At 33.7% G+C, this 20,501-nt stretch carries 22 protein-coding genes; 3 read left to right on the top strand and 19 right to left on the bottom strand.

Annotated elements, in window-relative coordinates:
- Positions 1 to 3: 3 nt before the first annotated feature.
- The 19 genes from AC2A1D_RS04250 to AC2A1D_RS04160 all read right to left on the bottom strand — a co-directional run bounded on the left by AC2A1D_RS04250 (position 4) and on the right by AC2A1D_RS04160 (position 15,618).
- Complete coding sequence (locus tag AC2A1D_RS04250) at positions 4 to 309, bottom strand: hypothetical protein (RefSeq protein WP_484042417.1); 306 nt, start codon at positions 307 to 309, stop codon at positions 4 to 6.
- A 1-nt stretch (position 310) separates the two neighbouring features.
- Complete coding sequence (gene traN / locus AC2A1D_RS04245) at positions 311 to 1,180, bottom strand: conjugative transposon protein TraN (protein ID WP_484042416.1); 870 nt, start codon at positions 1,178 to 1,180, stop codon at positions 311 to 313.
- Positions 1,181 to 1,184: 4 nt separating this feature from the next.
- A complete protein-coding gene (gene traM, locus AC2A1D_RS04240; RefSeq protein WP_484042854.1) occupies positions 1,185 to 2,393 on the bottom strand; it encodes a conjugative transposon protein TraM in 1,209 nt (402 codons plus the stop codon).
- On the bottom strand, positions 2,389 to 2,742 hold the full coding sequence (locus tag AC2A1D_RS04235) for a hypothetical protein (RefSeq protein WP_484042415.1): 354 nt from the start codon (positions 2,740 to 2,742) through the stop codon (positions 2,389 to 2,391). Before AC2A1D_RS04235 ends, traM begins: the two co-directional genes overlap by 5 nt.
- Before the next feature lie 2 nt (positions 2,743 to 2,744).
- Positions 2,745 to 3,359 (bottom strand): conjugative transposon protein TraK, encoded by a 615-nt coding sequence (gene traK, locus AC2A1D_RS04230; RefSeq protein ID WP_484042853.1) that lies wholly within the window; start codon positions 3,357 to 3,359, stop codon positions 2,745 to 2,747.
- A 102-nt stretch (positions 3,360 to 3,461) separates the two neighbouring features.
- Positions 3,462 to 4,709: a TraJ family protein gene (locus tag AC2A1D_RS04225; protein ID WP_484042414.1), complete on the bottom strand. Its 1,248-nt coding sequence runs from the start codon at positions 4,707 to 4,709 to the stop codon at positions 3,462 to 3,464.
- A gap of 2 nt (positions 4,710 to 4,711) precedes the next feature.
- On the bottom strand, positions 4,712 to 5,422 hold the full coding sequence (locus AC2A1D_RS04220; protein ID WP_484042413.1) for a hypothetical protein: 711 nt from the start codon (positions 5,420 to 5,422) through the stop codon (positions 4,712 to 4,714).
- Between the two features lie 126 nt (positions 5,423 to 5,548).
- Positions 5,549 to 6,217, bottom strand: a complete 669-nt coding sequence (locus tag AC2A1D_RS04215; RefSeq protein ID WP_484042412.1) for a hypothetical protein — start codon at positions 6,215 to 6,217, stop codon at positions 5,549 to 5,551.
- A 47-nt stretch (positions 6,218 to 6,264) separates the two neighbouring features.
- Positions 6,265 to 6,948, bottom strand: coding sequence for a hypothetical protein (locus AC2A1D_RS04210; protein ID WP_484042411.1), 684 nt, complete (start codon positions 6,946 to 6,948; stop codon positions 6,265 to 6,267).
- 10 nt (positions 6,949 to 6,958) lie between these two features.
- A complete protein-coding gene (locus AC2A1D_RS04205) occupies positions 6,959 to 7,615 on the bottom strand; it encodes a hypothetical protein (protein ID WP_484042410.1) in 657 nt (218 codons plus the stop codon).
- Positions 7,612 to 7,863 (bottom strand): hypothetical protein, encoded by a 252-nt coding sequence (locus AC2A1D_RS04200; RefSeq protein WP_484042409.1) that lies wholly within the window; start codon positions 7,861 to 7,863, stop codon positions 7,612 to 7,614. Before AC2A1D_RS04200 ends, AC2A1D_RS04205 begins: the two co-directional genes overlap by 4 nt.
- Positions 7,864 to 7,907: 44 nt before the next feature.
- The gene (locus AC2A1D_RS04195; protein WP_484042408.1) at positions 7,908 to 10,976 is read right to left on the bottom strand and encodes a TraG family conjugative transposon ATPase; all 3,069 of its coding nucleotides are present in this window, start codon (positions 10,974 to 10,976) and stop codon (positions 7,908 to 7,910) included.
- The gene (locus AC2A1D_RS04190; RefSeq protein ID WP_484042407.1) at positions 10,973 to 11,308 is read right to left on the bottom strand and encodes a DUF4133 domain-containing protein; all 336 of its coding nucleotides are present in this window, start codon (positions 11,306 to 11,308) and stop codon (positions 10,973 to 10,975) included. The genes AC2A1D_RS04195 and AC2A1D_RS04190 overlap by 4 nt, the downstream gene beginning before the upstream one ends.
- 1 nt (position 11,309) lies before the next feature.
- Positions 11,310 to 11,633, bottom strand: a complete 324-nt coding sequence (locus AC2A1D_RS04185) for a DUF4134 domain-containing protein (RefSeq protein WP_484042406.1) — start codon at positions 11,631 to 11,633, stop codon at positions 11,310 to 11,312.
- A gap of 121 nt (positions 11,634 to 11,754) precedes the next feature.
- Positions 11,755 to 12,207: a hypothetical protein gene (locus AC2A1D_RS04180; protein ID WP_484042405.1), complete on the bottom strand. Its 453-nt coding sequence runs from the start codon at positions 12,205 to 12,207 to the stop codon at positions 11,755 to 11,757.
- A 72-nt stretch (positions 12,208 to 12,279) separates the two neighbouring features.
- On the bottom strand, positions 12,280 to 12,927 hold the full coding sequence (locus AC2A1D_RS04175) for a ParA family protein (protein WP_484042404.1): 648 nt from the start codon (positions 12,925 to 12,927) through the stop codon (positions 12,280 to 12,282).
- A 95-nt stretch (positions 12,928 to 13,022) separates the two neighbouring features.
- Positions 13,023 to 14,468, bottom strand: a complete 1,446-nt coding sequence (locus AC2A1D_RS04170; protein ID WP_484042403.1) for a relaxase/mobilization nuclease domain-containing protein — start codon at positions 14,466 to 14,468, stop codon at positions 13,023 to 13,025.
- Positions 14,465 to 14,824 carry a plasmid mobilization relaxosome protein MobC gene (gene mobC, locus AC2A1D_RS04165; protein ID WP_484042402.1) on the bottom strand — a complete coding sequence of 120 codons (360 nt, stop codon included), beginning with the start codon at positions 14,822 to 14,824 and terminating at the stop codon, positions 14,465 to 14,467. Before mobC ends, AC2A1D_RS04170 begins: the two co-directional genes overlap by 4 nt.
- Positions 14,825 to 14,832: 8 nt before the next feature.
- Positions 14,833 to 15,618 carry a hypothetical protein gene (locus AC2A1D_RS04160; RefSeq protein ID WP_484042401.1) on the bottom strand — a complete coding sequence of 262 codons (786 nt, stop codon included), beginning with the start codon at positions 15,616 to 15,618 and terminating at the stop codon, positions 14,833 to 14,835.
- A gap of 735 nt (positions 15,619 to 16,353) precedes the next feature.
- On the opposite strand from AC2A1D_RS04160, the gene AC2A1D_RS04155 reads away from it, so the two are divergent.
- The 3 genes from AC2A1D_RS04155 to AC2A1D_RS04145 all read left to right on the top strand — a co-directional run bounded on the left by AC2A1D_RS04155 (position 16,354) and on the right by AC2A1D_RS04145 (position 20,480).
- Complete coding sequence (locus tag AC2A1D_RS04155; RefSeq protein WP_484042400.1) at positions 16,354 to 17,994, top strand: AAA family ATPase; 1,641 nt, start codon at positions 16,354 to 16,356, stop codon at positions 17,992 to 17,994.
- Entirely contained in the window at positions 17,972 to 19,144 is a 1,173-nt protein-coding gene (locus AC2A1D_RS04150; RefSeq protein WP_484042399.1) for a UvrD-helicase domain-containing protein, read from the top strand. Before AC2A1D_RS04155 ends, AC2A1D_RS04150 begins: the two co-directional genes overlap by 23 nt.
- A gap of 148 nt (positions 19,145 to 19,292) precedes the next feature.
- On the top strand, positions 19,293 to 20,480 hold the full coding sequence (locus AC2A1D_RS04145; RefSeq protein ID WP_484042398.1) for a hypothetical protein: 1,188 nt from the start codon (positions 19,293 to 19,295) through the stop codon (positions 20,478 to 20,480).
- Positions 20,481 to 20,501: the final 21 nt, after the last annotated feature.

The following is a 20,501-nucleotide window of genomic DNA, read 5'->3' as shown; positions in this document are numbered from 1 at the left end:
TTTTTAAATAGTGTTTTCCTTTAGTTTTACTTTGAGCCTGATCATAAAATGTTCTTCATTCTCAAAAAATACTTTTGCATTGGGTAATTCTTCAAAATATTTCTTTCCAAAATCTTTCAGGATACTTTTTTGTTGTGCAGATAATATTTTTGTCTGCATCAAATTTCTAATGGATTCGCTTTCTTCCCATCTTATCGCAGCTTTCACCTTCTCCAATAAGTATTCTCCGATATCATCTATTCCAAACAAGATGGCTTCCTGTTTCAGTTTCTTTACCTGAGATTTTGATAATTTCACAGTGTATTCCATATTAAAAGGTATCGGCTTTAAGAATATCAGAATAGTTGACCTTCATCTCGATGGTTCTGCCAGAAAGCTGTTCCTCGATTAATCTTATCATCATTACTTTCGAGTTGGGATAAGTGAATTTTTTGAACACATAAATGTTTCTGAAATTTTTTCTGAAGTGTTTTTGAGGATTTAGCTGTAAAATCGGTGTCAAATCCACACTCTGGTTGTTGGTTGCTTTGAAGATTTTTTTATCTTCTAAGGAAAATTTTAAATCTTCAATATCATATCTTAGATTAGAATTATTTTTGATGGTCATATCTAAAAAAATGTAATCACTTATCACATATACATTATTAAGTTGAAAGCTAAGTTTTAGATTTTTTTCTACTCGAATGGGATTTTTCTCAGATTTTTTTTGAATAATATCCATCGCAAATTTTCTCAGTTCAAGATTTGAAAAAGCCATTTTATCAAATTCTATGGGTTGCATCGCTTCAGGTTGAATGTGGATGTTGGTAATCGTATTCAGGTTGTCTTGATTTCTGTAAACAAGTTTGTACTGAGCAATGAAAGATTGTGCGACAACCGTAATAATCCCAATATTGCTGCCATTGGAAAATGCGGTAGGCATTTTAATTTTTCCTTTCTCATCAGAATTAGGATTGTCAGTAATTTTTATTCTGGCAATATTTGTTGAAGGTAAATCTCCCGTCATTTGGTTGGTTGATAAATCCACATATTGTATTGGTTCCGGTGAAATAATATGCAGGTTGATCCCTTCGGTAATTTCAATCTCCCGTAAATCGGAACTCAACTGTTCTTTAGTTGCTGTTTGAGCCGTCAAATATTGAGCGGTAAATAGTAATAAGATGTATAATAAATTTTTCATTGTTTTATTTTTTTTGTTGGTTTTGTGAATCTTTTAATTGTTTTTCGTCAATCAGAAATACATAAGAATTGTATTTTAACTTGGCTTTATTGGTTTTAATGAGGTTAGCAATGGATTTGGAGGTGGATGTAAATAATTTAGAACCGATACTGGTAAAAAATCCTTGTCCGCCCATATCCATTTGGGTTCCTTGTACGGAATTACTACCCATTTCCCGAATCATATCTCTGAAAACACTTTGAGGAACATACAGTCCTTTCATCCCGTCAACGTCATAAATGGAGAGATTGACTGGATAGATTTCTCCTTTGGTAAAGACTGAAACGATTGTGAGATCAACTCTTTGCATTGAAAATCCTGAAATCTGACCATATAAAATGGAGCCTTTGCTTATTTTTCTGTTGCTTACGAAGATGTCTTCCAACAGACGAAACCTGATCCTGCTTCCCAAAAAACCTTTGTTGTTTTCATCGATGACGGCTTTAATAAAGCTGTTTTCTTTTTCCTTGTAAAAAGCATTGAAATCGTTGTTAATGCCGGATTTACTCACATTGAAAGTAGAATTAAGAAAATCTTCCATTTTCTCTTTATTGGACTTCAGTTTTTGTTCTGCTGCTAGTTTACTTTGGTACTCCGGGTCACGGGATTTTTCTAAAGAATCCATTACAAGCATTTGTTCTTTCAGGTATTTTACAGGGTCTGGTTGGACACTTTTTGTCTTTTCTTTTGATGTATCATCGTATTTATATTCTTGATTTCCGTACGATTTGTCATTCAGCATTTTGATAATTTCCGAAGACCTATTATAATCCTTATCATCCTTTTGTGTTTGATTGGGTTTGTAATACGAGGATTGATTTCCCTTTGCTTGGTATTCGTTTTGTCTGCCATTAATTGCTTTTAAAGAATCTATTTTTCTTTTTTGGTTTAATGATAATTGGTCTTCATAGCTTAACAAACTGTCTTCTTCTTTGTCCAGTCCTCCAAGCATTGTTCTGTTGTCCTCTTTTTTAAAGAATTCATCGTAAGCATCATTTTTGGTCATAATAGAATCCTGCGTTTCGCCAAATGACAGGGAAAGTTCTTTGGGTTTATCTTTCTCAGAAGTATCTTCTTTTACGAACTGCGCTCCTACATAGCCGAAAAGAAAAAGAAACGGCAATGCCAGAAGTGGCAGAATGTATTTTTTCTCTTTAAAATTTATTTTTTTAATGTCCATTTTTTAATTTTTGATATTGGTTAAACAGGTAGTCAATTCGTAAGCTGTCATCTTTTTTCAGAGCATTTTGGTCTCTTTTTATTTTTAAAGTCTTCAGTTCGTTTACTATTTTTCCCATTTCTTTATCGTTGTTTTCAGATAGGTTTTGAGTGGTCTTATTTTTAGAGTATAAAACAGGGGGTCTTATTTTGAAAGCCGTTTCTGAAGGGAAAAATATACCTTGAATGAGAGATGCTATAAATGAAACAGATAATAGAACCATTGAATAGATGAAGAATTTCTTGGGATTTTGAACTGCCCAATTCAGCCATTTTTGTCCGGTTTGTTTTAATGTAGTATTCATTTTTAATATGAGTTTTTGGTTTGATTGGTTAGTTCTTCGTTATCAATAATTCTCCAATTCTTAAGAATCACCCCGTGAGGATTATTTGGACTTCGAATGATGTCCTCAAAAAAACCTTCAGTGATAAGTTTTCTAGTAATGACAGATGATTTTCTGGTAATCATCTGCTTCCCGAAAAAAGAGAATTTCTTCTGCTCCATATTAATCGCAATTGAATCGGCGTGAATACTTACCATTGAACTGGAGGCTATAATTTGATTGTAAAAACCTTTCTCCTTCAAGTTGGTGTATTCTTTTTTTCCGCTGTCATCAATGAGGTACAATGATTTTTGAATATTATCTTTAATGTAAGTATCATCGGGAGCGAGCGTAAAAAATAACCGATGGAAAAGTTCTACTTGTGCTTTGTACTCAACAGGTCGGTTCAATAGTACATCGGTTTGCTTAGCGAGAACCGGAACCCCATTGTCTAAAATGTAAATTGATTTTCTGGAATCTTCAATCATTCTGTACGCAAAGAAAAACCCGGCAATGACAATGAAAACAGCAAAAGCAATGGTAGATAATGAAATAACCTTGTTGATTTTGATTCTATGTTCTATATTTTTAATAAGCATCTTTATTTTAGTTGTTGGTTGATAGTATTTGGTTGATGGTTGTCGGTTGATGGTTGTTGGTGTTTTTGTAATTGACAATTGATAATTGACAATTAATTATATTTATTTTCCGTTTTTCATCGCATCCTGAACTCTTCCAGATGCGGAACCTATTGCTGAACTTTTTGCTGCGGATGATGCTACAGAAGCTCCACCTGTTTTGGCGGTCAATATTGCTGTTTTTGCACTGCTCGCCATTTTTCCTGCTGCACTTTTCATCTTGGTCATTGCTCCGGCTCCTCCTGCGGTAACGATGGTGTCTGCGATGGTTGGAGTCATCAATACACCTATGCCTGTAACGATGTAGGCTACACAAGTGAATAGCTGATTGTAAATCATTCCGGAATTTGAAACATAGACCATCAAAGCATCTAAGTTGGTAATCGTTCCGTTGGATAAAAGTGTATCGTATCTTTCAATTTCCATCTCATAACCGGAAGCGATGAGTTGCTGACCGATGTTGATGATGGTATAAGCAACAAAAGTGTACAGATTGATATTGATGAACTTGGAAACCCAACTGTACAAGGAATTTTCAAATCCGGGAATCAGTGCCATTCCAACAGCTATCGGTCCCAGAATGATTAAAATATAAGCCCATATTTTTTGGATGAAGAAAATAAGATAGACACAAACTCGTAAAATCGAAAGGCAAACAAATTCAATAAGTTCTGCTACTAATTTTTGCATTTGGAACTCCATTCTTATCGACCATTCTTTAATCGGTTGAATTAATTTGTCCAATCCTTCGCTGATGTCATACCACGAATCATCGGCATCTTCAGTGGTGTTTTCAATGACTTCCTGCTTCGCATCTTCTTCGGCTTTCAGTTTGATGACGGCATCGAGTAATTGTTGCTGCTTTTTGAATCTTTCAACCCGTAAATCATTGACTTCCGATTCGATTTCGCTGAAAATTGATATTCCGGGTTCGGCAATGGCTTCAAATGGTGCTTGGATAAGGCTGACAAATCCACTCCAATAAACAAGAGTAAATCCGATGAGAATGGGTTTCAACATTGGGGTGATTTCCCACTCTCTGTCTCCAGCTGCCATTTGCCAACCCATATATCCGAGATACATCAGAGCGCCCATTCCTCCAATTGCTTTTCCTACCAAAGCGGAACCTGCTGCACTATTCTGTACACTGTTGTCTAATTTGGTAAAAACCTCCATGAACCATTTTTCAAAGGCTCCGTCTCCTTTTAAAAATTGGAGTAGATTGCTGTAGTCGCCATCTGTTTGGGCGAAGCCCATCACAGGTAAAAGTATTGCGACTAAGCAAAAAGTTAATGTTATTGTCTTATTCATTTTTAAAATCGGTGTTTATAGTGGTTCATCATATTTTGAACAATTTGCTGGTCTGATGCGGGTGTCCATGAAGGAGGTAAAGCATAATTGGAATGGTTCTTTAAAATATTTTTATAATCTGTAAGCAATGTTGTTTTATTATTGTGCTTCCTTAATTCCTGAACAAATTTTCTCCATTTGATAAGGGTTTCGTGGTACATCAAGAATCGTTTTCCTCTTGGCATATCCATACTTCTGGACATTGAATATTTTTCTTTGATGAGATCCAATTCTTCCTGCAATCTTTTTATTGTTCCTGTTGTATTCAATGTTTCAAACGTTTGCTGGTCTTTCAGTCGCCATTCGATAAAATTTTGTGGTGTATCGGGAAATTCGGTAATGGGTTTTAGCATTCGCTTGTAATACAATAACCAAAGTGGGTCTGCATCGACAGTTGCAGAAGTCCAATGGGCAAAATCCTGAACACTTCTTTTGTAAATCGTATCGGATGCCGCTTTTATTTTTTTCGCTTCTTCTTCCTGGAATTTCAGTTGGGCAAGTCTTAAATTTTGCTCTCCGTTTGGCTTTAAAGGTCTAATGTCGGGACCGTCTTTATAGTCCCTGTTTCTGCTCGGAGCCCACATTCCCCAAACCGTTGCATAGGCAAAATTGGTCTGGATTCCTAAAAAGTATTTTGGATAAGGTCGCCAATCTCCCCAACGTTCGAAGGTCATTCTTTTGTGTTGGGCTACTATTGATGGGTCATTGAGTCTCTTTACACTGATTTGTCCGAACATTGCTGTGACAATTAGCAGAAGCTTAAATGTGATTAATTTTTTAAAAAGGTTTCTCATAGTTTTTTAATTAAAGATGTATTTGTATTTTGTGATAATGTCTCCGACAATGGCTTTGTCAATGTTGATGTAATTTCTGAGTACTGGAACCTGATACAGGTAAGGTATTTTCTTGGCATTCTCTAATCGTAGAATGATGTAGAGAATATTTCCGTTGATATTTCTGACTCGTGTATAGACTTTTTCGATGAGCATTTCTCTATCCATCGCATCCATCAGGAAATCTTTGTCTTCATTCAAAATATCCTGGGTAACTTCCTGCTGAAGCTTCATCGTTTGCTTTCCAATTTCTATGTAGTATTTTGAAATAAGTATCGAGTATTCCGGATGCTGTGCAGATAAATCCAGCATTTTATTGGAGTTCGTTACTATTTTACCCAAATATTGATAGAGATAAATCAATTTTTTGCTCTGGGTCAAGGCTGAATTCACATTTTTTAATTGTTGATAGATGTATTCCTGAATGGCAATAATTTGTGTTATTTTATTATTGACATCATCATAAAGTTGCTTTTGCTTTTCATAAGAATCCAAAAAAGCTTGTTCACTTCCTAATCTGACTCCGTGGTTTACGGTGATTTGCGACAAAAGTTTATCATTAATGACTATTTGCTGGCTATCAACGGTAATTCCTGAAAACACGAGTATTCCAAAGGCTATTATTTTTTTACTCATATCATTTATTTTTTCAATATCGTATTTGTGAATCTTCGATTTCATTTCTAAAAGGATTTGATGTTATCCATGATGCTTTCCACTACTTGCTTGTCTCTGTTGACATAATATTGAAATGCTCTTTTGTTACGCTTTACTTTGGCTTTTATATCTCTAATTTTCAAAAGCATATGCGTAGAATTTCTGCTGAGTGTTTTGACTTCGCCCAAAGCATAATCCAATAAAATTTTACGTTCTGATTTTTCCATTTGGTTGATGGCTCCGTAGGAAACAATAATTCCTGTTATTAACCTTGCAACCATTTGCAAATCATCTACAAACTGAACTTGAGAAGGCAAAACCGCTATTATTGAATAAGGAGCATCATTTATTTCGTTAATGATTGCGGTCTGATTGTTGGTTATTTTTGTAATCTCTCTGTTCATCGCTATTCCCGTCGGAATTGCCTGAATAGCAAAAGAAACAATCCTCAATCTGTCTTGAACTTTGGTAACTTTATCTTTAAAATTGTTCCATTGGGTTTTATTGGCGGTCTCTATTGTGGCATTTAATGTTTGCTTCTGCCTCATTTCTTTTTGCCTTTCATTTTCTTTCATTGTCGCATTAATCTCAAGATTCATCATTGGAAAGGAAACATTTTCTTGTTGCCAAGCAGGTGTGGAACCACCTCCGGAAGAAGTCAACACGATATAAACCATTGGAATCAGTAGAATTTGAGAAATTTTCTTCATCGTATGATTTTTAAAAATTCCGTTTATATCGGTTCATTATATTCTCAACAATACCTTTATCGGTATTGATGTAGCCTGCAAATGGATTAATGGAATTCCAGAATCCCAAACGGTTGACTTTTTCTAATCGCAGTTTGATTGCCAATAGCCACAACTTTAGATTTTTTACATTCTCGGAAATGTTATGCAGGATTTTGTAACGGTCTCCCGCAGTTGCCAAATTGAGCTCCCCAGATGCGAGTATATCAGAAACATCGGTCACTATCTTCAAACTTTGCTCATAGGTTTTTTGGGATGCTTTAACCCCGAAAATAGCATATTCAGGATGTTCTGATGCTAATTGTACCACTTGTGAGGAATAGGTGTAACATTTATTCAATTCAGAATAAATTTCTTTTACCTGAATGCCGTTTTGTAATGTCCCTGAAACTTCTTTTAATCCCTTCAGTATTTTATTCTGAATATCATTGGCGACCACCATTTTAGTTCCTACCCAAGTTTGCGCATCCTTTAATTTTGAAGTTTCTTCGATGACTTCATTCTGTTTGGCTTTTAGATTTTCTGAATAGAGAATCATGGCTGCCGTTACCGTTGGATCGATGTAGGTGTTTTGAGCATATAACAAACTGCCGAATCCTAAAAAAATAATTGTTACAATTGTTTTCATAATGCTTTGTATTTTACCGTTTTAATCCAAATTTCGTCTTTTTCCTGATAGTCAGGAGCTACATCTTCGATACATCCGAAAAACGTAATCATCATCTCTTTACCTGCTCGGATATCTATTTTCAGCGTATTTTTTTTAAAGCAGTGAGATAGAAACATTACCTTTTCCCAAGTTGTAATACGGATTTCATTTTCAGCTACAGAAATGCAATCAGCCCGTTCTTTTTCTTTTTTGATGATGGATTTCATAGATTTTCTTTTTAGTTTTACATATTTGCCATTATTTCCAATTATCAAGAAAAGATTGGAGACATAGCATTACCGATATATTCGTCCAAAGTCTGTTCATTCATTTCCAACTGATTTTGTAGATTTTTGAAGATATTTTGTCCCTTGAATCTCATTTTAAATTCGTGGTAGAACTCAAGGACATTTCTGTCTAAAGGCTTTTTATACAGATTTACCAGAGATACCATACTTCCCATATCATCCTCAAAGGTTTTTACCTGTGCCGTAAAAACTTCCAGAGCTTTATCAAAGTTTCCATACTCTTTTACATAATATTCCAAGGCGGATTTTTCAGGTTTTTCTGTGGTGTAGGTTAAATATTGCTCCAATGACACTTCATTTCCATAGACTTCGCCTTTTGAACCTCTTTTTAGATAAAACTCCTTGAATCGGCTTCGCCCGAATTTGTTGTTCAAATTATTGATCGTAAAAATCTTGTTTTGCTCAACTTTATTCAGAGAAAGCAACGATGCGATTTTGTCGAAATTATCTTTGAACTTGGTCTGATCCAACAATATAAAAGTGTCTGAATTATTGATGATGGAATCTTTTACCACCGCATTTCCAATAATATCATCGAGTTCCTGCGTTACCACCACGGCTTCACCCCAAAATTTCCTAACCGTTTTATACAAATACAGAATGTAACCTCCCATCAGTTTTGAAGCAATTGCTTTCCACGCTTCCTCAATTATTAAGGCTTTTCTACGGTCTTGTCTAAGCCTCATTTTCTGAATAAAGGTGTCCATGATAATGAGTGTTACAATTGGAAATAATTTGGGATTATCCTTTACATTATCAATTTCAAAAACAATAAATGACTCGGCAAATAACGTATTATCGGCAGATTCATTCAATGTTGTTCCGTATCTTCCGCCTTTGTAAAAGTCTTTCAATACAAAGAGAAATGTTCTCAGATTAAATTCTGATTCTCGAATTTTGTGCTTTTTATTATTCAGATATAATGGAAGAAATTTGTCGCAATAGTCATAGAATCCATTGAAGGAAAGCTCTTTCGTTTCTAATTTTTCCTCTAATTCAATAATTTTCTTGACAATGGCTTTTCTGAATGATTCACTCCATTCTTCAGCAGATTTCGGCTGTCTGATAATTTCATTGGATTTGATGAGTATGAGCTGTGTTTCGTTGTAAATTTTACGCTTTTCTTTGTCATTTAAGGTTTCATAGGCTTCATAAACCTTGTAGAATTTTTCGCTGTCATAGTCTGGATTATCTAGGTTTTTATCAGGGTGATATTCAATAGCCAATTTTCGGAAGGCTTCTTTTATTTCGTCTGAACCAGCATCGAAAGTAATTCCTAGAATATCATAATAGGTACGTTGTTCTTTGGTTGCTTTTTCGTATTCTGCGAAAATATCTTCTTCGTGAATGTTGTATTTACCGAGATAAAGAATCAATTCTTCAGAATTTTTGTTTTCATACCACTGAGTTCCCGAATTGAAATATTGATGGTAATACGACATCAATACATTATCTAAAATAGATTTTTGTGCGGATGACATTGAAGCATCGGGACCTTGCCAAATCAGGAAAATCAAATTGGTTAAAAATTCGATTTTTTCGATATTAAATTCTTTCTTATCCATCAAAAAAGGATTCATCGTAATCGGTTTTTCTTCAGTATATTGAATGTATCTTCCTCCCTTATATTTGCAGGTTCCTGAATAAGAATCTCCCGTATCAACAATGACCACGTCATAATTGTAAGTCAAATATTGCTCGATAATATTGTTCATTAAGAACGATTTTCCACTGCCGGAAGGTCCTAAAACAAATTTATTCCTGTTGTTTATTCTTCCTGTTTTCATCGGTAAATCCGAAGGGTCAACTTTTAGCGGAACTCCTTGTCTGTCTGTAAATCTTAAATAGAAATTGGATTCTTCGTTCACGGGGTAACTTTCTTTAAAAAAAAAACACAAGGCCGCTTCGCTTGTCGTCATAAATAAATCGTATTCTCTTAGTTCTGTTCCATTGCCCGGAATGGCTGATCGAAAGAGTTCTAATTGATTGTAGGCATTTTTAGAAACAATGATTCCTTTGGTAAACAGCTTGTTTTCTATCATCGACTGGATGTTTTCCATTTTCTCCAAAGTATTAGCGGAAAATAAAATCGAAAAATGCGCATTCACTACGAGTTGTCCATCAATAGCGATATTATGAAGCAGGGTTTGAATTTCGTCTGCAATGATGGCATTGGAAGGTGAATTGTTGGCTGCTCCTTCGTGCTTTTTCTTTTTCTTGTCGAGTTCTCTTTGCTGTGGTGCTTGTAGCGGAATCGCAATAATCTGATTGTAAACAATCGTTTCATAGTCTTCCAGTTCGTTGATGAATGTAAAATTATCCACCGCCGTTTCAGCTGCTGCACCGTTCCCTCCAAGAATAGAGTAAGGTTCAATTTCTGATGGTAAATCGATGTTTTCCACATCGACATAAGAAATGTTTTTGACAAACTTTTTGCCTATCTGCAAATATTCATTGGTGCTTTTGATATTATCAAATGTTGGAGATTCGGAAAACTGCATAGATAATACTCCTGAAATATAGTATTCAAAATCTTTCTCGAATAAAAACTCAGGTTCACAGTCGTTCTGTTTTAAAAGCATCCATACTTTTTGACATTTATCTCTTAGCTCTTTGTAGCTTTTTTCGGAGAAATTGTAATGCTTGTTTTTCTTTTTCAGCTTGTCTTCAATAATATCCGTGAAAAGCAATACCGTTTCAATTGTTTTGAAAAGCCTTCCGTCAAAGTGTTCTGAATATTTCTGTTGAAGAAACTGGTTGGACTTTTCCGCAGTATATCTTTTCTTAGAAAAAATATCGAGCTTTTGTACGATTCTTCCTTCTCCAATAATCGATACCACCTGATTTAAGACGGTATGAAAATTAAGATAGCTATCAGGATCGGCGGAATATTGTTCGACAATATTTTTTATCCTAATCCCGATAATCGGATTCCCATACTGTCCGAAAAGAACATCGAAATCCCAACCTAATTCCTTAGCATAGTCATAGCCGATAAATGGGATGGTAAATGCGTGTTTTTTTGATTTCATATGAATTTATTTTGTTCATTATCTATTGAAATTTCAGTTTCTGCATTTTTCAATATTTTTTTGTTATGTATTTTTTTGGGGAAAATCAAAACCTGATCGAAATTTTTTGTTTTGTCATACAGTCCATATTTATCCTGCCTTTTGAAGATGAGATAAACTCCTCCCGCTGTGATAGCAAGACCGAGTAGTGAACCTAGTAAACCGAACTTCGATAGCACCAATGCTGCAATGACTCCGCCTCCGATAACACCAACCGCATAAAAGATGTATTTCCCTTTGAGTCCGAAGAAAACAAGGGGTTTTTTAAGCCCCTTGTATAAATAGAATCCCATTTTAGGCAAAGAATGCGGTGACGAATTCTGGAACTACAATAAGGAATATCATTGCACCTCCATAACCGAGGATTTCTTTGTTGACATCTTGGTCGCCATTCGTCCATTTGTTATACACTCGAAGACCTCCGATAAAACCGACCAAACCTCCGACTGCTTTTAAAATCAGCTTGATGGGATCCCAATAATCCCTGATGTCGCTGGCTGCGTTTGAGATAGCTGTTGCACCGCCTTGTGCATAAGCTGGAGCCAGTGCCATCATCACCAAAGCTAGGGTTAGGATTTTTTTGGTAGTCACGTTTTTTTTGAAAAAATTTTTCATCATAATGAATAAGATTTTAAGGGTTAATATTGAATTGTTTATGGAATTTTGAGCATAGAATACCTTGCAACGATTATTTAATTCGTTGTTTTTCAGTGTATTAAATTTTACTTATGATTATAGACTACATCGTGGATTGATACACTTTGTGTCCGTCAATGTTGGAAACCAACTGAACCATTGTTTCCGAAAGGTTAAGAATATTTTGCCAATTGCTGTCTTTTTCTTTGAGAGCTTCTTTTTCCTTTTCGGGTTCGCTGTCCGAAATATCATTCAAATCCTGTTCGGATTCAAAACGCTGTCTTAATTCGTCCAAACTCAGTCTTTCTTCATCCTCTGAGGAAGACTTCGGTATGATCTCTTTTTTTGTGAACGACTGAGGTGTATTGAGGTTTTCAACATCTTCAATGCCTACAACTTTTGGATCTTCTTTTTTATCAGTAAAGTCAGAAAGGGAAAAGATCTCTGATTCTTCCTGATGGATAGTGGCTTCTTTTTTGATAAAAAGGTCGTAGATAATATTTCCTGCATAATAAAGAACGTAGGCTGTCAATAGCAGGAGTGAAAATTTTATCATTTTTTAGGGTTTAATGGTGATTTACTGATGTCAAATTTTTAGTTTTTCTTCTGATTTTATGTTTCTTCATCTTCAAATGGTGATTTGCAATGCTTTATTAATGTAATCTATGACTTCATTGAAAGGATTCTTCACTGCATATTTCTGTTCATAGGTTAGCTTTCTAGTATCAATCGTTTGCAGACAGTTTCTTTTAAATACCGGACTTTCGATCAGCATTCCGTATTTTGAAATTTCAACATCCATTTCTTTCTGATTGAGGTACTTGTATCCCTTATCATATTTGGAGCGGATAAAAATCCGTTCTGCTTCGCTTTCAAGCATTCCCAGAACATTTTTGAAAACTAATGTGGATTTTACCGATACATCAGAATATTCAAAAGGAATGATAATCACATCGCTGTAAATCAACAGATCACTGTATTTTTCATCCAGTGTTCCTGCTAAATCGAAAATATTCACATCTTTGCTTTCCTTCAAACCAATCAGCTGCTCAAAGTCTGAAAAAGGTCGCTGTTCATCTCCTGCAATTTCCACTTCATAGAGTTTCGGAAGCTCTAAAAGTTCATCTTCTTTCCATTTGTTGTAAAAAGACTTCTGATAATCAAAGTCAAAAACATTGATCTTTCTTTTTGATACTACCGAAATGTAATTGGCAAAAGCAATTGCCAGAGTGGTTTTTCCGGCTCCTCCTTTTTGTGTGGCAAATGTGATAATCATATCTTTAGTTTTTCGTTGGTTGATGGCTGTCTGTTATTGGTCTGAAAATGTGTAAGTTGCTTTTTCTATCAACTTTCAACCGTGAACCATCAACTTTATCTTTTCTTTTTTCTACGTTTTTTGAGCTCATCTTCCGCCGGATCTTTTGTTGTTCCTGATGATTTCATCATATCAAACAGGAAATCATCAATTACTTTTTCCAAATTATCTGCTTTCTTATTGTCAGTCTTTACAGCAGGGTTTAATAAACTTTGAAGCTGTTTTTCTCCGATCAACGTTTCCAGTTCTCCGATGTAGTGGAATCTGGAATGAATAGCGTAATATTTCCCGCCCTCTGATTTTATGATGCTCACATCGTTATGGTTCTGTGTCTTAAGATGCTCTTTCACATCATTTCTGACAGCACCAAATAGTTCTTTGTTTTTAAATTTCTTATTCTCAAAAACCATAAAGCCGTGTAGATCATTTTCGGGGTATTTATGCTTTAAATAGTTCAGAAGAACTGCCTTTGTTTCTTTGTCCGGAATGTTAAAATCTTTCAATCGTTCAAAAAGTCTTTTGTCCATTATTTGGGAAGAAAATTCAAACAAATCATTCATTTTCATAATCTCACTTCCTTTGTACACTATTCCGGTTTTATTATCGATCAAAGAATATCCGAAAGGTTTCTGTCCGTCTTTATGATGGAATAGGATATCAATCCCAAAAGTGTCTTTCAGTTTTTTCTGTAGCTCGCTTTCAAATTCAATTTTTGGTTTCCTATCTTGATTCTGCTTTTCTTCAGGAAGCATTGCTTCGTGTTTTCTGCGGTCTTCGACTTTGAAAACATTGTGCGAATAAAGCTCCTTGTATTTCGATAGAATGGCTTTGATCTGTTTTGTCCTGTTTTCATTCTTTTTATTGTCAAAAACGATCTCATTTCCGGTAATCGTTTTTTCACAGACTCCGTTTTTGAGAATGTCAAATTTGTTTTCGTCTTCTTTGTTCTGAGCTAACCGGAATCCATTTCTTTCTAGTAAAAGTTCCAATTGTTTTAAAGAATTGATCCGGTAACTCAGAAGCATATTAATATTTTCTACATTGCTTATTCCGTATGTCTTTTCCATTACTTTAGCTAAAACTCTTTGTGATTTCACCTTTTCGTAACTGTCATTAATCTTTTTCCCTGTTTGTTTATCCACCCTGGTTGAAACAATGTGAACGTGGTTATTTTCGGTATCGTTGTGAAAAACCACGATAAATGGCTGATTCCCGTAACCCATTTCATCCATAAACTTTTCGGCAATTTGGGTAAGCTCTTCTTTAGAGTGTTCCCTGAACTTTGTAGATAAAGCGGCGTGAAACTGTGGTTTCTTTACTTTTTCATTTATGGAAACCGAAGCCAGATAAGATTTTACGTCTTCCTTACTACTCGATTCGTTGATGAATGAAGGAAAATTTTTCATAAGCATCAGTTCGCCTTTTCCTTTATCTATTTTTTTATCATTGTATTGTATTCCAGGGAAATTGGAACCTGCGGGTTTCATTATTTTCACAATCATTTTCCGAGCATTGAATAGATATAGATAAAAACTTCATTCTGCTGGGCTTTCAACTTTGCGATTTCAGTCAACTGGTTGGAAAATTTCTGTAATTCATTCTCTGAAATAAACTTTTGACCATTCACCATTTTTGCAATCTGATTGATATTGGTTTCGATTTTTACAAAGATGTTGTCTTGTTTTTCAATGAACGCTAATACTTTTCTCCTCTCATTATCCATCATTCTGTCTTCTACCGAATCAATGATTAAATTGGTTAAGGAAATTTGTTTTTCTAAGCAGATTTTTTTCCAGTTTTCCTTTCGGCTTTTTTGAATTCTTATGAGAATCAATCCTTCTTTTCCTTTGCCTTGCATTTTAGGAATTAAGGAATTGGTTTAACAGAATTAGAATAGCCTTGGACTTCTCCATACGTGTAATACGTGGTGGACATTGCATTTAAAGATGCCTGTGGAATTTGTATGGAATAGTTTTCGAGTAAAGCTGGAAAATGCTGTGTAGAATTTTCGGTGTGCAGCAAAACGATTTGATAAGGAAAATATCCAATATCATTGAATATGTCTGAAATATTCATAAACGCATTTCCAGTTACAGGTGCAGAATCATACGAACGATATATCTGAAATCGTATATTAACTGACCCCAAAAGCTTTCGAAAAAGAACGGAGCCTTTAAGTCCTCCGAAATTTTTAGTTCCGATGGTATATGTTTTTGTTGCTGTGAGGTATTTATTGGTACTTGCCCAATAGTTAATGGGAGGCGACCAAGATGATGTTGCGTTAAGGCTTGAAGTGCTGTTTGAGTCAAAAGATAAAATCACTTGGTATTCTGTTGGCTCTTTTGAAAAAGGTTGCCATATAGCACCATCAAAAAAGTATAATCCAGATTCTTTTATATTAATGACTTGACCCGATAAATTGGAAGCGGGAGATGTGGCAAAAACAACAGCTCCTTTTTTAGCAATTGAATATATTTTTGCTGCTAATTGATTTCCTGTAATGCGGGGAGGAATGATTCCGTCAAAATGATTAGTATCATTTGGTTTTCCTACCACCTCCAATGTCGCTTCAGGATTTTGGGTGTTGATGCCAACCTGTCCTTGAATTGACATTCCGATAAATGGCAGAAAAAAATAAAGCATTGTTTTCATTCTGTTTTTTTTGATTAAAATTTCCTCTGCAAAATTGGAATATCAAAATCGTGAAAACAATAGTATTCAAAGGCGTTGGACTGAATAAGACTAGTCTGGATTAGTTTGGATTAGGTGTGGACTATAAAAGAATAAATTGGACTAATTTGGACTCTTATACCTGATTTATCCAAAAAACAAGTCCCGCAGTTTTTCCCCCTTTTTGCAAAAAAGGCAAGATCGTCTTTGGATATAAAACTTGAAAAGTTTGTATATACAAAGACACATCTTGCTCATTAATAAGGCTGATTTTTTCAGAGTTCTGAAAAGAGGATAATGCAATTATCCTGATTCTAATAAGTCACTGATTATCAATTCTTATTTTTGTAAATCTGATTTTCAGAGTATGAAATTAATACCCTGTATTATTTTTTACAGGTATGTGGTTAAACCTTGCATTATTTTTTACTGGTTGGTGGCTGAACCTTATAGTATTTTTTATAGGTGGTTGATTTGCACCCTACGTTATTTTTTATAGGTATGTTGTTAAACCTTGCATTATTTTTTATGGGTGAGTGATTGAACCCAACATTATTTTTTACAGGTATGTTGTTGAACCTTGCATTATTTTTTATGGGTCAGTGATTGAACCCTGTATTATTTTTTACAGGTGATTATTATTTAATACTTTTGTTTTGAGGAGTGGTTAATCTTTTTAACAATGAAGAAGCCAAAAATGAAACATTTTGATCAAATATGAATATCACCAAAATCCACATAGAAAATTTTAAAACCTTCAAAGGTTCGTTTAAACTTAATTTAAACAAAGGAGTTAATATTCTTGTGGGTAATAACGAAGCAGGAAAATCTACAATCATTGAAGCTATACATCTTGCATTGACAGGTTTGTATAATGGTAAATATTTAAGAAATGAATTATCGCAATATGTATTCAATAACGAAGTTGTTGCCGAATACATTCAAGGTTTGGAACAAAATAATACTGCTCAACCACTCCCAAAAATTTTAATTGAAGTATTTATTGAAGGTAAAGGAGCTCCTGAATTTGAAGGAGACGGAAACAGTGAAAAAGCAAAAATAAGTGGATTTTCATTGAAAGTTGAGTTTGATGAAAATTATCAACGAGAATATGAGGATTTAGTAAAACTTGGCGGAATAAAAACTTTACCGATAGAATACTATAACGTTTCTTGGTCAAGCTTTTCAAGAGATGAAAACATAACACCAAGAACAATTCCTATAAAATCGGCTTTAATTGACTCCTCAAGTAATAAACTGCAAAACGGTTCTGATATTTATATTTCCAGAATTATAAAAGAGTTTTTAGAATCAAACGAAATTGTAGAAATATCACAAGCCCACAGAAGAATGAAAGAATCTTTTATGGGTGAAGAAGCAATCAAAAAGATTAATGAGAAAATAAAAATAGCTTCAAAAATTTCAGACAAGAAAGTTGAACTTTCAGTTGAGCTGTCATCAAAAAATGCTTGGGAAAATAGCTTGATGACATATTTAGAAGATGTTCCATTTCATTACATCGGAAAAGGGGAACAATGCTTGGTAAAGACTAAGTTAGCTTTAGGACACAAAAAAGCAAAAGAAGCTAACATTATTTTGTTAGAAGAACCTGAAAATCATTTATCTTATTCAAAACTCAATCAACTAATTCACGATATAAAAAATGATAGCGGAGAGAAGCAGATTTTAATTTCTACCCACAGCAGTTTTGTAGCCAATAAATTAGGACTTGAACATTTGATTTTGTTAAATGACAAGAAAACGGTAAGATTAAACGAACTTTCAGAAGGTACTTATAAGTTTTTTGAAAAGTTGTCTGGTTATGACACTTTACGTTTGATTTTATGTAAGAAAGCTATTTTGGTGGAGGGTGATTCTGATGAGTTGGTTATTCAGAAAGCATTTGTGCATAACAATGAGGGAAAACTTCCAATTGAAAAAGGTATAGACGTAATTTCAGTTGGGACTTCATTTTTACGATTTTTAGAAATATCGGAAAAAATTGGGGCAAATGTTGCGGTTGTTACTGACAATGACGGAAATATTGAAGCAGTTAAGAACAAATATAAAAACTACTTGGGCAATAATGCCAAACAAAATATCAAAATCTGTTTTGACTTAGATATTGATACAGGAAGTATTCAAGATTTCAATTACAATACACTTGAACCAAAATTTTTGAAAGCTAATAGTCGTGAAGCATTGAACAAAATATTTGAAACTGCTTATCAAAGCGATGATGATTTGCAAAAGTATATGAAAGCTAATAAAACTGAATGTGCTTTGAAAATTTTTGAAACTCAAGAAACGTTGAACTTTCCTCAATATATTTTAGATGCAATCAAAACAGACCAATAATAGACTATTAATCGCTGCGGCAGGTTCAGGTAAAACAACTTTTTTGGTAGATGAAGCTCTGAAACAGAAAGAAGGCAAAATTCTTATTACTACATACACGCAGGCAAACGAGGAAGAAATAAGAAAAAAAATTATTGAAAAAAATAAGGTAATTCCCGAAAACATTACTGTTCAAACTTGGTTTTCATTTTTGTTAAAACACGGTGTTAGACCGTTTCAAGGTGTATTGTTTGAAAAAAAAATCAAAGGATTGATTTTGGTAAATAGTCAATCAGGATTGAAGGCGTATAGAAATCCTTGTCAAGAATGCAAACAGGTAAAGTTGGTTAATTCTAATTGTAATAAATGTAAAAATCCAATCTACTTCGGGGAAGAAAAGGAATTTGAGCAACATTATTTTACGAATGGATTAAAAATTTATTCTGATAAACTTTCAAAATTTGTGTTTCGTTGCAATGAGAAATCAAACGGAAATGTAATTGACCGTCTTTCACGAATTTATTCTCATATTTTTATTGATGAAGTTCAAGACTTGGCAGGTTACGATTTAGAATTGCTGAAATTATTCTTCAATTGTAGTTCTACAATTCAGTTGGTTGGTGATCCAAGACAAGGAACATACTCAACCAATAGTGCCCCTAAAAACAAAAAGTTTAAAAAAGCAAATATTATCAATTTTTTCACAGACCGAATTGATAACCTGATAAAAGATGATACTTTGTTGATGACGAATTATAGATGCAACAAATCTATTTGCGACTTATCTAACAAATTATTTCCAAATTTTCAAGCTACTGCATCAGGCAATAATATAACCACTGAACATAGTGGAGTCTTTTTTATCAAAAAACAGGACATTGAAAATTATTTGCAAAAATTTGAGCCTGTTCAGCTTAGAGATACGAGAAGAACCATCGTAAATGATAATTACCGAGTTATGAATTTTGGAGAATCAAAAGGAATATCATTTGACAGAATTCTTATTTATCCAACAAAACCGTTTCTTGATTGGCTAAAAGACAACAGTGTAGAATTAGCAGAAACAAGCCGTTCAAAATTTTATGTCGCATTAACAAGAGCAAGGCATAGTGTAGCTATAATTAATGAGAAGGAAAATATTTGTGAAAACATTAAACATTTTACTTTTTAGAGTGAAAAATAATTTTTAAAAGATATTTTACATTTTACATTATTTTTAATAGGTTAGCTATATACTAAAAAACTCTATTTACAGTCAATTCCTAAAATTTTTACAAATTGAAAACATTAGTATATTTGGGTAAAACTATATCCAGCTTATGTTTAAAAAAATATGTATAAAAAATAAGGAATCCTATTCTTCAAATCTCGACATTGCTTTTCTAATTGATTCAATGTTATATTATGGCAAAGTAGTTTTGCTGGTTCATAGAAATGAGTTAGAAATTTTATTTAGAGAATTTGGATCTGACACATTAAAAGAATTAATTTTAAGTGGAAGGCTTGAAGTTAAATTCAGGAATAATATGCTAGGTTCTGTAATTGCTCCTGATGGAAAATACGGAATTAGCACTTTTAAGGGACAGAATATAAATGCACATTCTACTTTATATGAAATTGATAGAAAGGAAAGAAAAAACAGTATAAAGAATTTAGCATTTGCTGATGAATTCTCTTCTTTAATTCCGCTTTATGAATATCCTAAAGACTTTGATAAAACTATAGTCAAAGATTTTCAAAATATAGAATTGTTAAAAAAGCAAATTCCTACTTATTTTAATGCAGTTGCACCTTTTTACAAATTACCTGAATCAATTGAAATTGAGATAATCCAAGATGGGAATTTCGTGGGTTTTGATACATATAAGGTTAATTCTAACATTGACTTAGAATATCTAACAAAGGAATTTAGAAAACAAAACCCAGAAAATACTTCTCCAGTAGATTTTAGTGGCTTTTTGTTAGCAATTGCAGAATCTAAAGGAGATATTTATATTTCTTCGGATTTAGAAAGCGAAATTGTAACTTCTGATTTGTATTCAAAATTTATAGAAATAGAAATTTCTGAAATAATAAAAAAGAGAGGTAAATCTGAGAATGAAATTAATTTATTTGAAGATTACATCTTAGAAAATTGCTACTCATTAGGTAATGCATTTAATGAAGGGGTTATTTCTCGGAAAGATTTAATAAAAATCCTAGAAAAGTCAGATGAATTTAGAGAATGGCTAGAAAAAATTCCAGAAGAGAAGAATCTACTTGGTGAATATAACAAAGCAATTTTAGAGAAAGATTTAAGTGATAAACTACCAACAAAAACTGCAAGATTTGTTATTTTTGAAGGCATTGGAATCACTTTAGATGTTTTAGGAGCTGGTGGAATAGGGACAACAATTGCAACAGGTCTATCAGCATTTGATAATTTTGTCTTGGACAAACTTATTGATAGAAAATGGAAACCGAACCAATTTATTGATGAAACTTTAAAGCCTAAAGTAAAGTTTTAACTACAGATATAATCGATTTTT

Source organism: Chryseobacterium sp. HNCC26DJ239 (assembly GCF_057180445.1).
Note: the sequence above shows the minus strand (reverse complement) of the source record. Positions and strands in the feature narration are given on the sequence as shown.

Excerpts from the sequence above, each read along its gene's own strand:
- AC2A1D_RS04250 (WP_484042417.1), bottom strand. The coding sequence starts at position 309 with ATGGAATACACTGTGAAATTATCAAAATCTCAGGTAAAGAAACTGAAA.
- traN (WP_484042416.1), bottom strand. The coding sequence starts at position 1,180 with ATGAAAAATTTATTATACATCTTATTACTATTTACCGCTCAATATTTG.
- AC2A1D_RS04235 (WP_484042415.1), bottom strand. The coding sequence starts at position 2,742 with ATGAATACTACATTAAAACAAACCGGACAAAAATGGCTGAATTGGGCA.
- traK (WP_484042853.1), bottom strand. The coding sequence starts at position 3,359 with ATGCTTATTAAAAATATAGAACATAGAATCAAAATCAACAAGGTTATT.
- AC2A1D_RS04225 (WP_484042414.1), bottom strand. The coding sequence starts at position 4,709 with ATGAATAAGACAATAACATTAACTTTTTGCTTAGTCGCAATACTTTTA.
- AC2A1D_RS04220 (WP_484042413.1), bottom strand. The coding sequence starts at position 5,422 with ATGACCTTCGAACGTTGGGGAGATTGGCGACCTTATCCAAAATACTTT.
- AC2A1D_RS04215 (WP_484042412.1), bottom strand. The coding sequence starts at position 6,217 with ATGAGTAAAAAAATAATAGCCTTTGGAATACTCGTGTTTTCAGGAATT.
- AC2A1D_RS04210 (WP_484042411.1), bottom strand. The coding sequence starts at position 6,948 with ATGAAGAAAATTTCTCAAATTCTACTGATTCCAATGGTTTATATCGTG.
- AC2A1D_RS04205 (WP_484042410.1), bottom strand. The coding sequence starts at position 7,615 with ATGAAAACAATTGTAACAATTATTTTTTTAGGATTCGGCAGTTTGTTA.
- AC2A1D_RS04200 (WP_484042409.1), bottom strand. The coding sequence starts at position 7,863 with ATGAAATCCATCATCAAAAAAGAAAAAGAACGGGCTGATTGCATTTCT.
- AC2A1D_RS04195 (WP_484042408.1), bottom strand. The coding sequence starts at position 10,976 with ATGAAATCAAAAAAACACGCATTTACCATCCCATTTATCGGCTATGAC.
- AC2A1D_RS04190 (WP_484042407.1), bottom strand. The coding sequence starts at position 11,308 with ATGGGATTCTATTTATACAAGGGGCTTAAAAAACCCCTTGTTTTCTTC.
- AC2A1D_RS04185 (WP_484042406.1), bottom strand. The coding sequence starts at position 11,633 with ATGATGAAAAATTTTTTCAAAAAAAACGTGACTACCAAAAAAATCCTA.
- AC2A1D_RS04180 (WP_484042405.1), bottom strand. The coding sequence starts at position 12,207 with ATGATAAAATTTTCACTCCTGCTATTGACAGCCTACGTTCTTTATTAT.
- AC2A1D_RS04175 (WP_484042404.1), bottom strand. The coding sequence starts at position 12,927 with ATGATTATCACATTTGCCACACAAAAAGGAGGAGCCGGAAAAACCACT.
- AC2A1D_RS04170 (WP_484042403.1), bottom strand. The coding sequence starts at position 14,468 with ATGATTGTGAAAATAATGAAACCCGCAGGTTCCAATTTCCCTGGAATA.
- mobC (WP_484042402.1), bottom strand. The coding sequence starts at position 14,824 with ATGCAAGGCAAAGGAAAAGAAGGATTGATTCTCATAAGAATTCAAAAA.
- AC2A1D_RS04160 (WP_484042401.1), bottom strand. The coding sequence starts at position 15,618 with ATGAAAACAATGCTTTATTTTTTTCTGCCATTTATCGGAATGTCAATT.
- AC2A1D_RS04155 (WP_484042400.1), top strand. The coding sequence starts at position 16,354 with ATGAATATCACCAAAATCCACATAGAAAATTTTAAAACCTTCAAAGGT.
- AC2A1D_RS04150 (WP_484042399.1), top strand. The coding sequence starts at position 17,972 with ATGCAATCAAAACAGACCAATAATAGACTATTAATCGCTGCGGCAGGT.
- AC2A1D_RS04145 (WP_484042398.1), top strand. The coding sequence starts at position 19,293 with ATGTTTAAAAAAATATGTATAAAAAATAAGGAATCCTATTCTTCAAAT.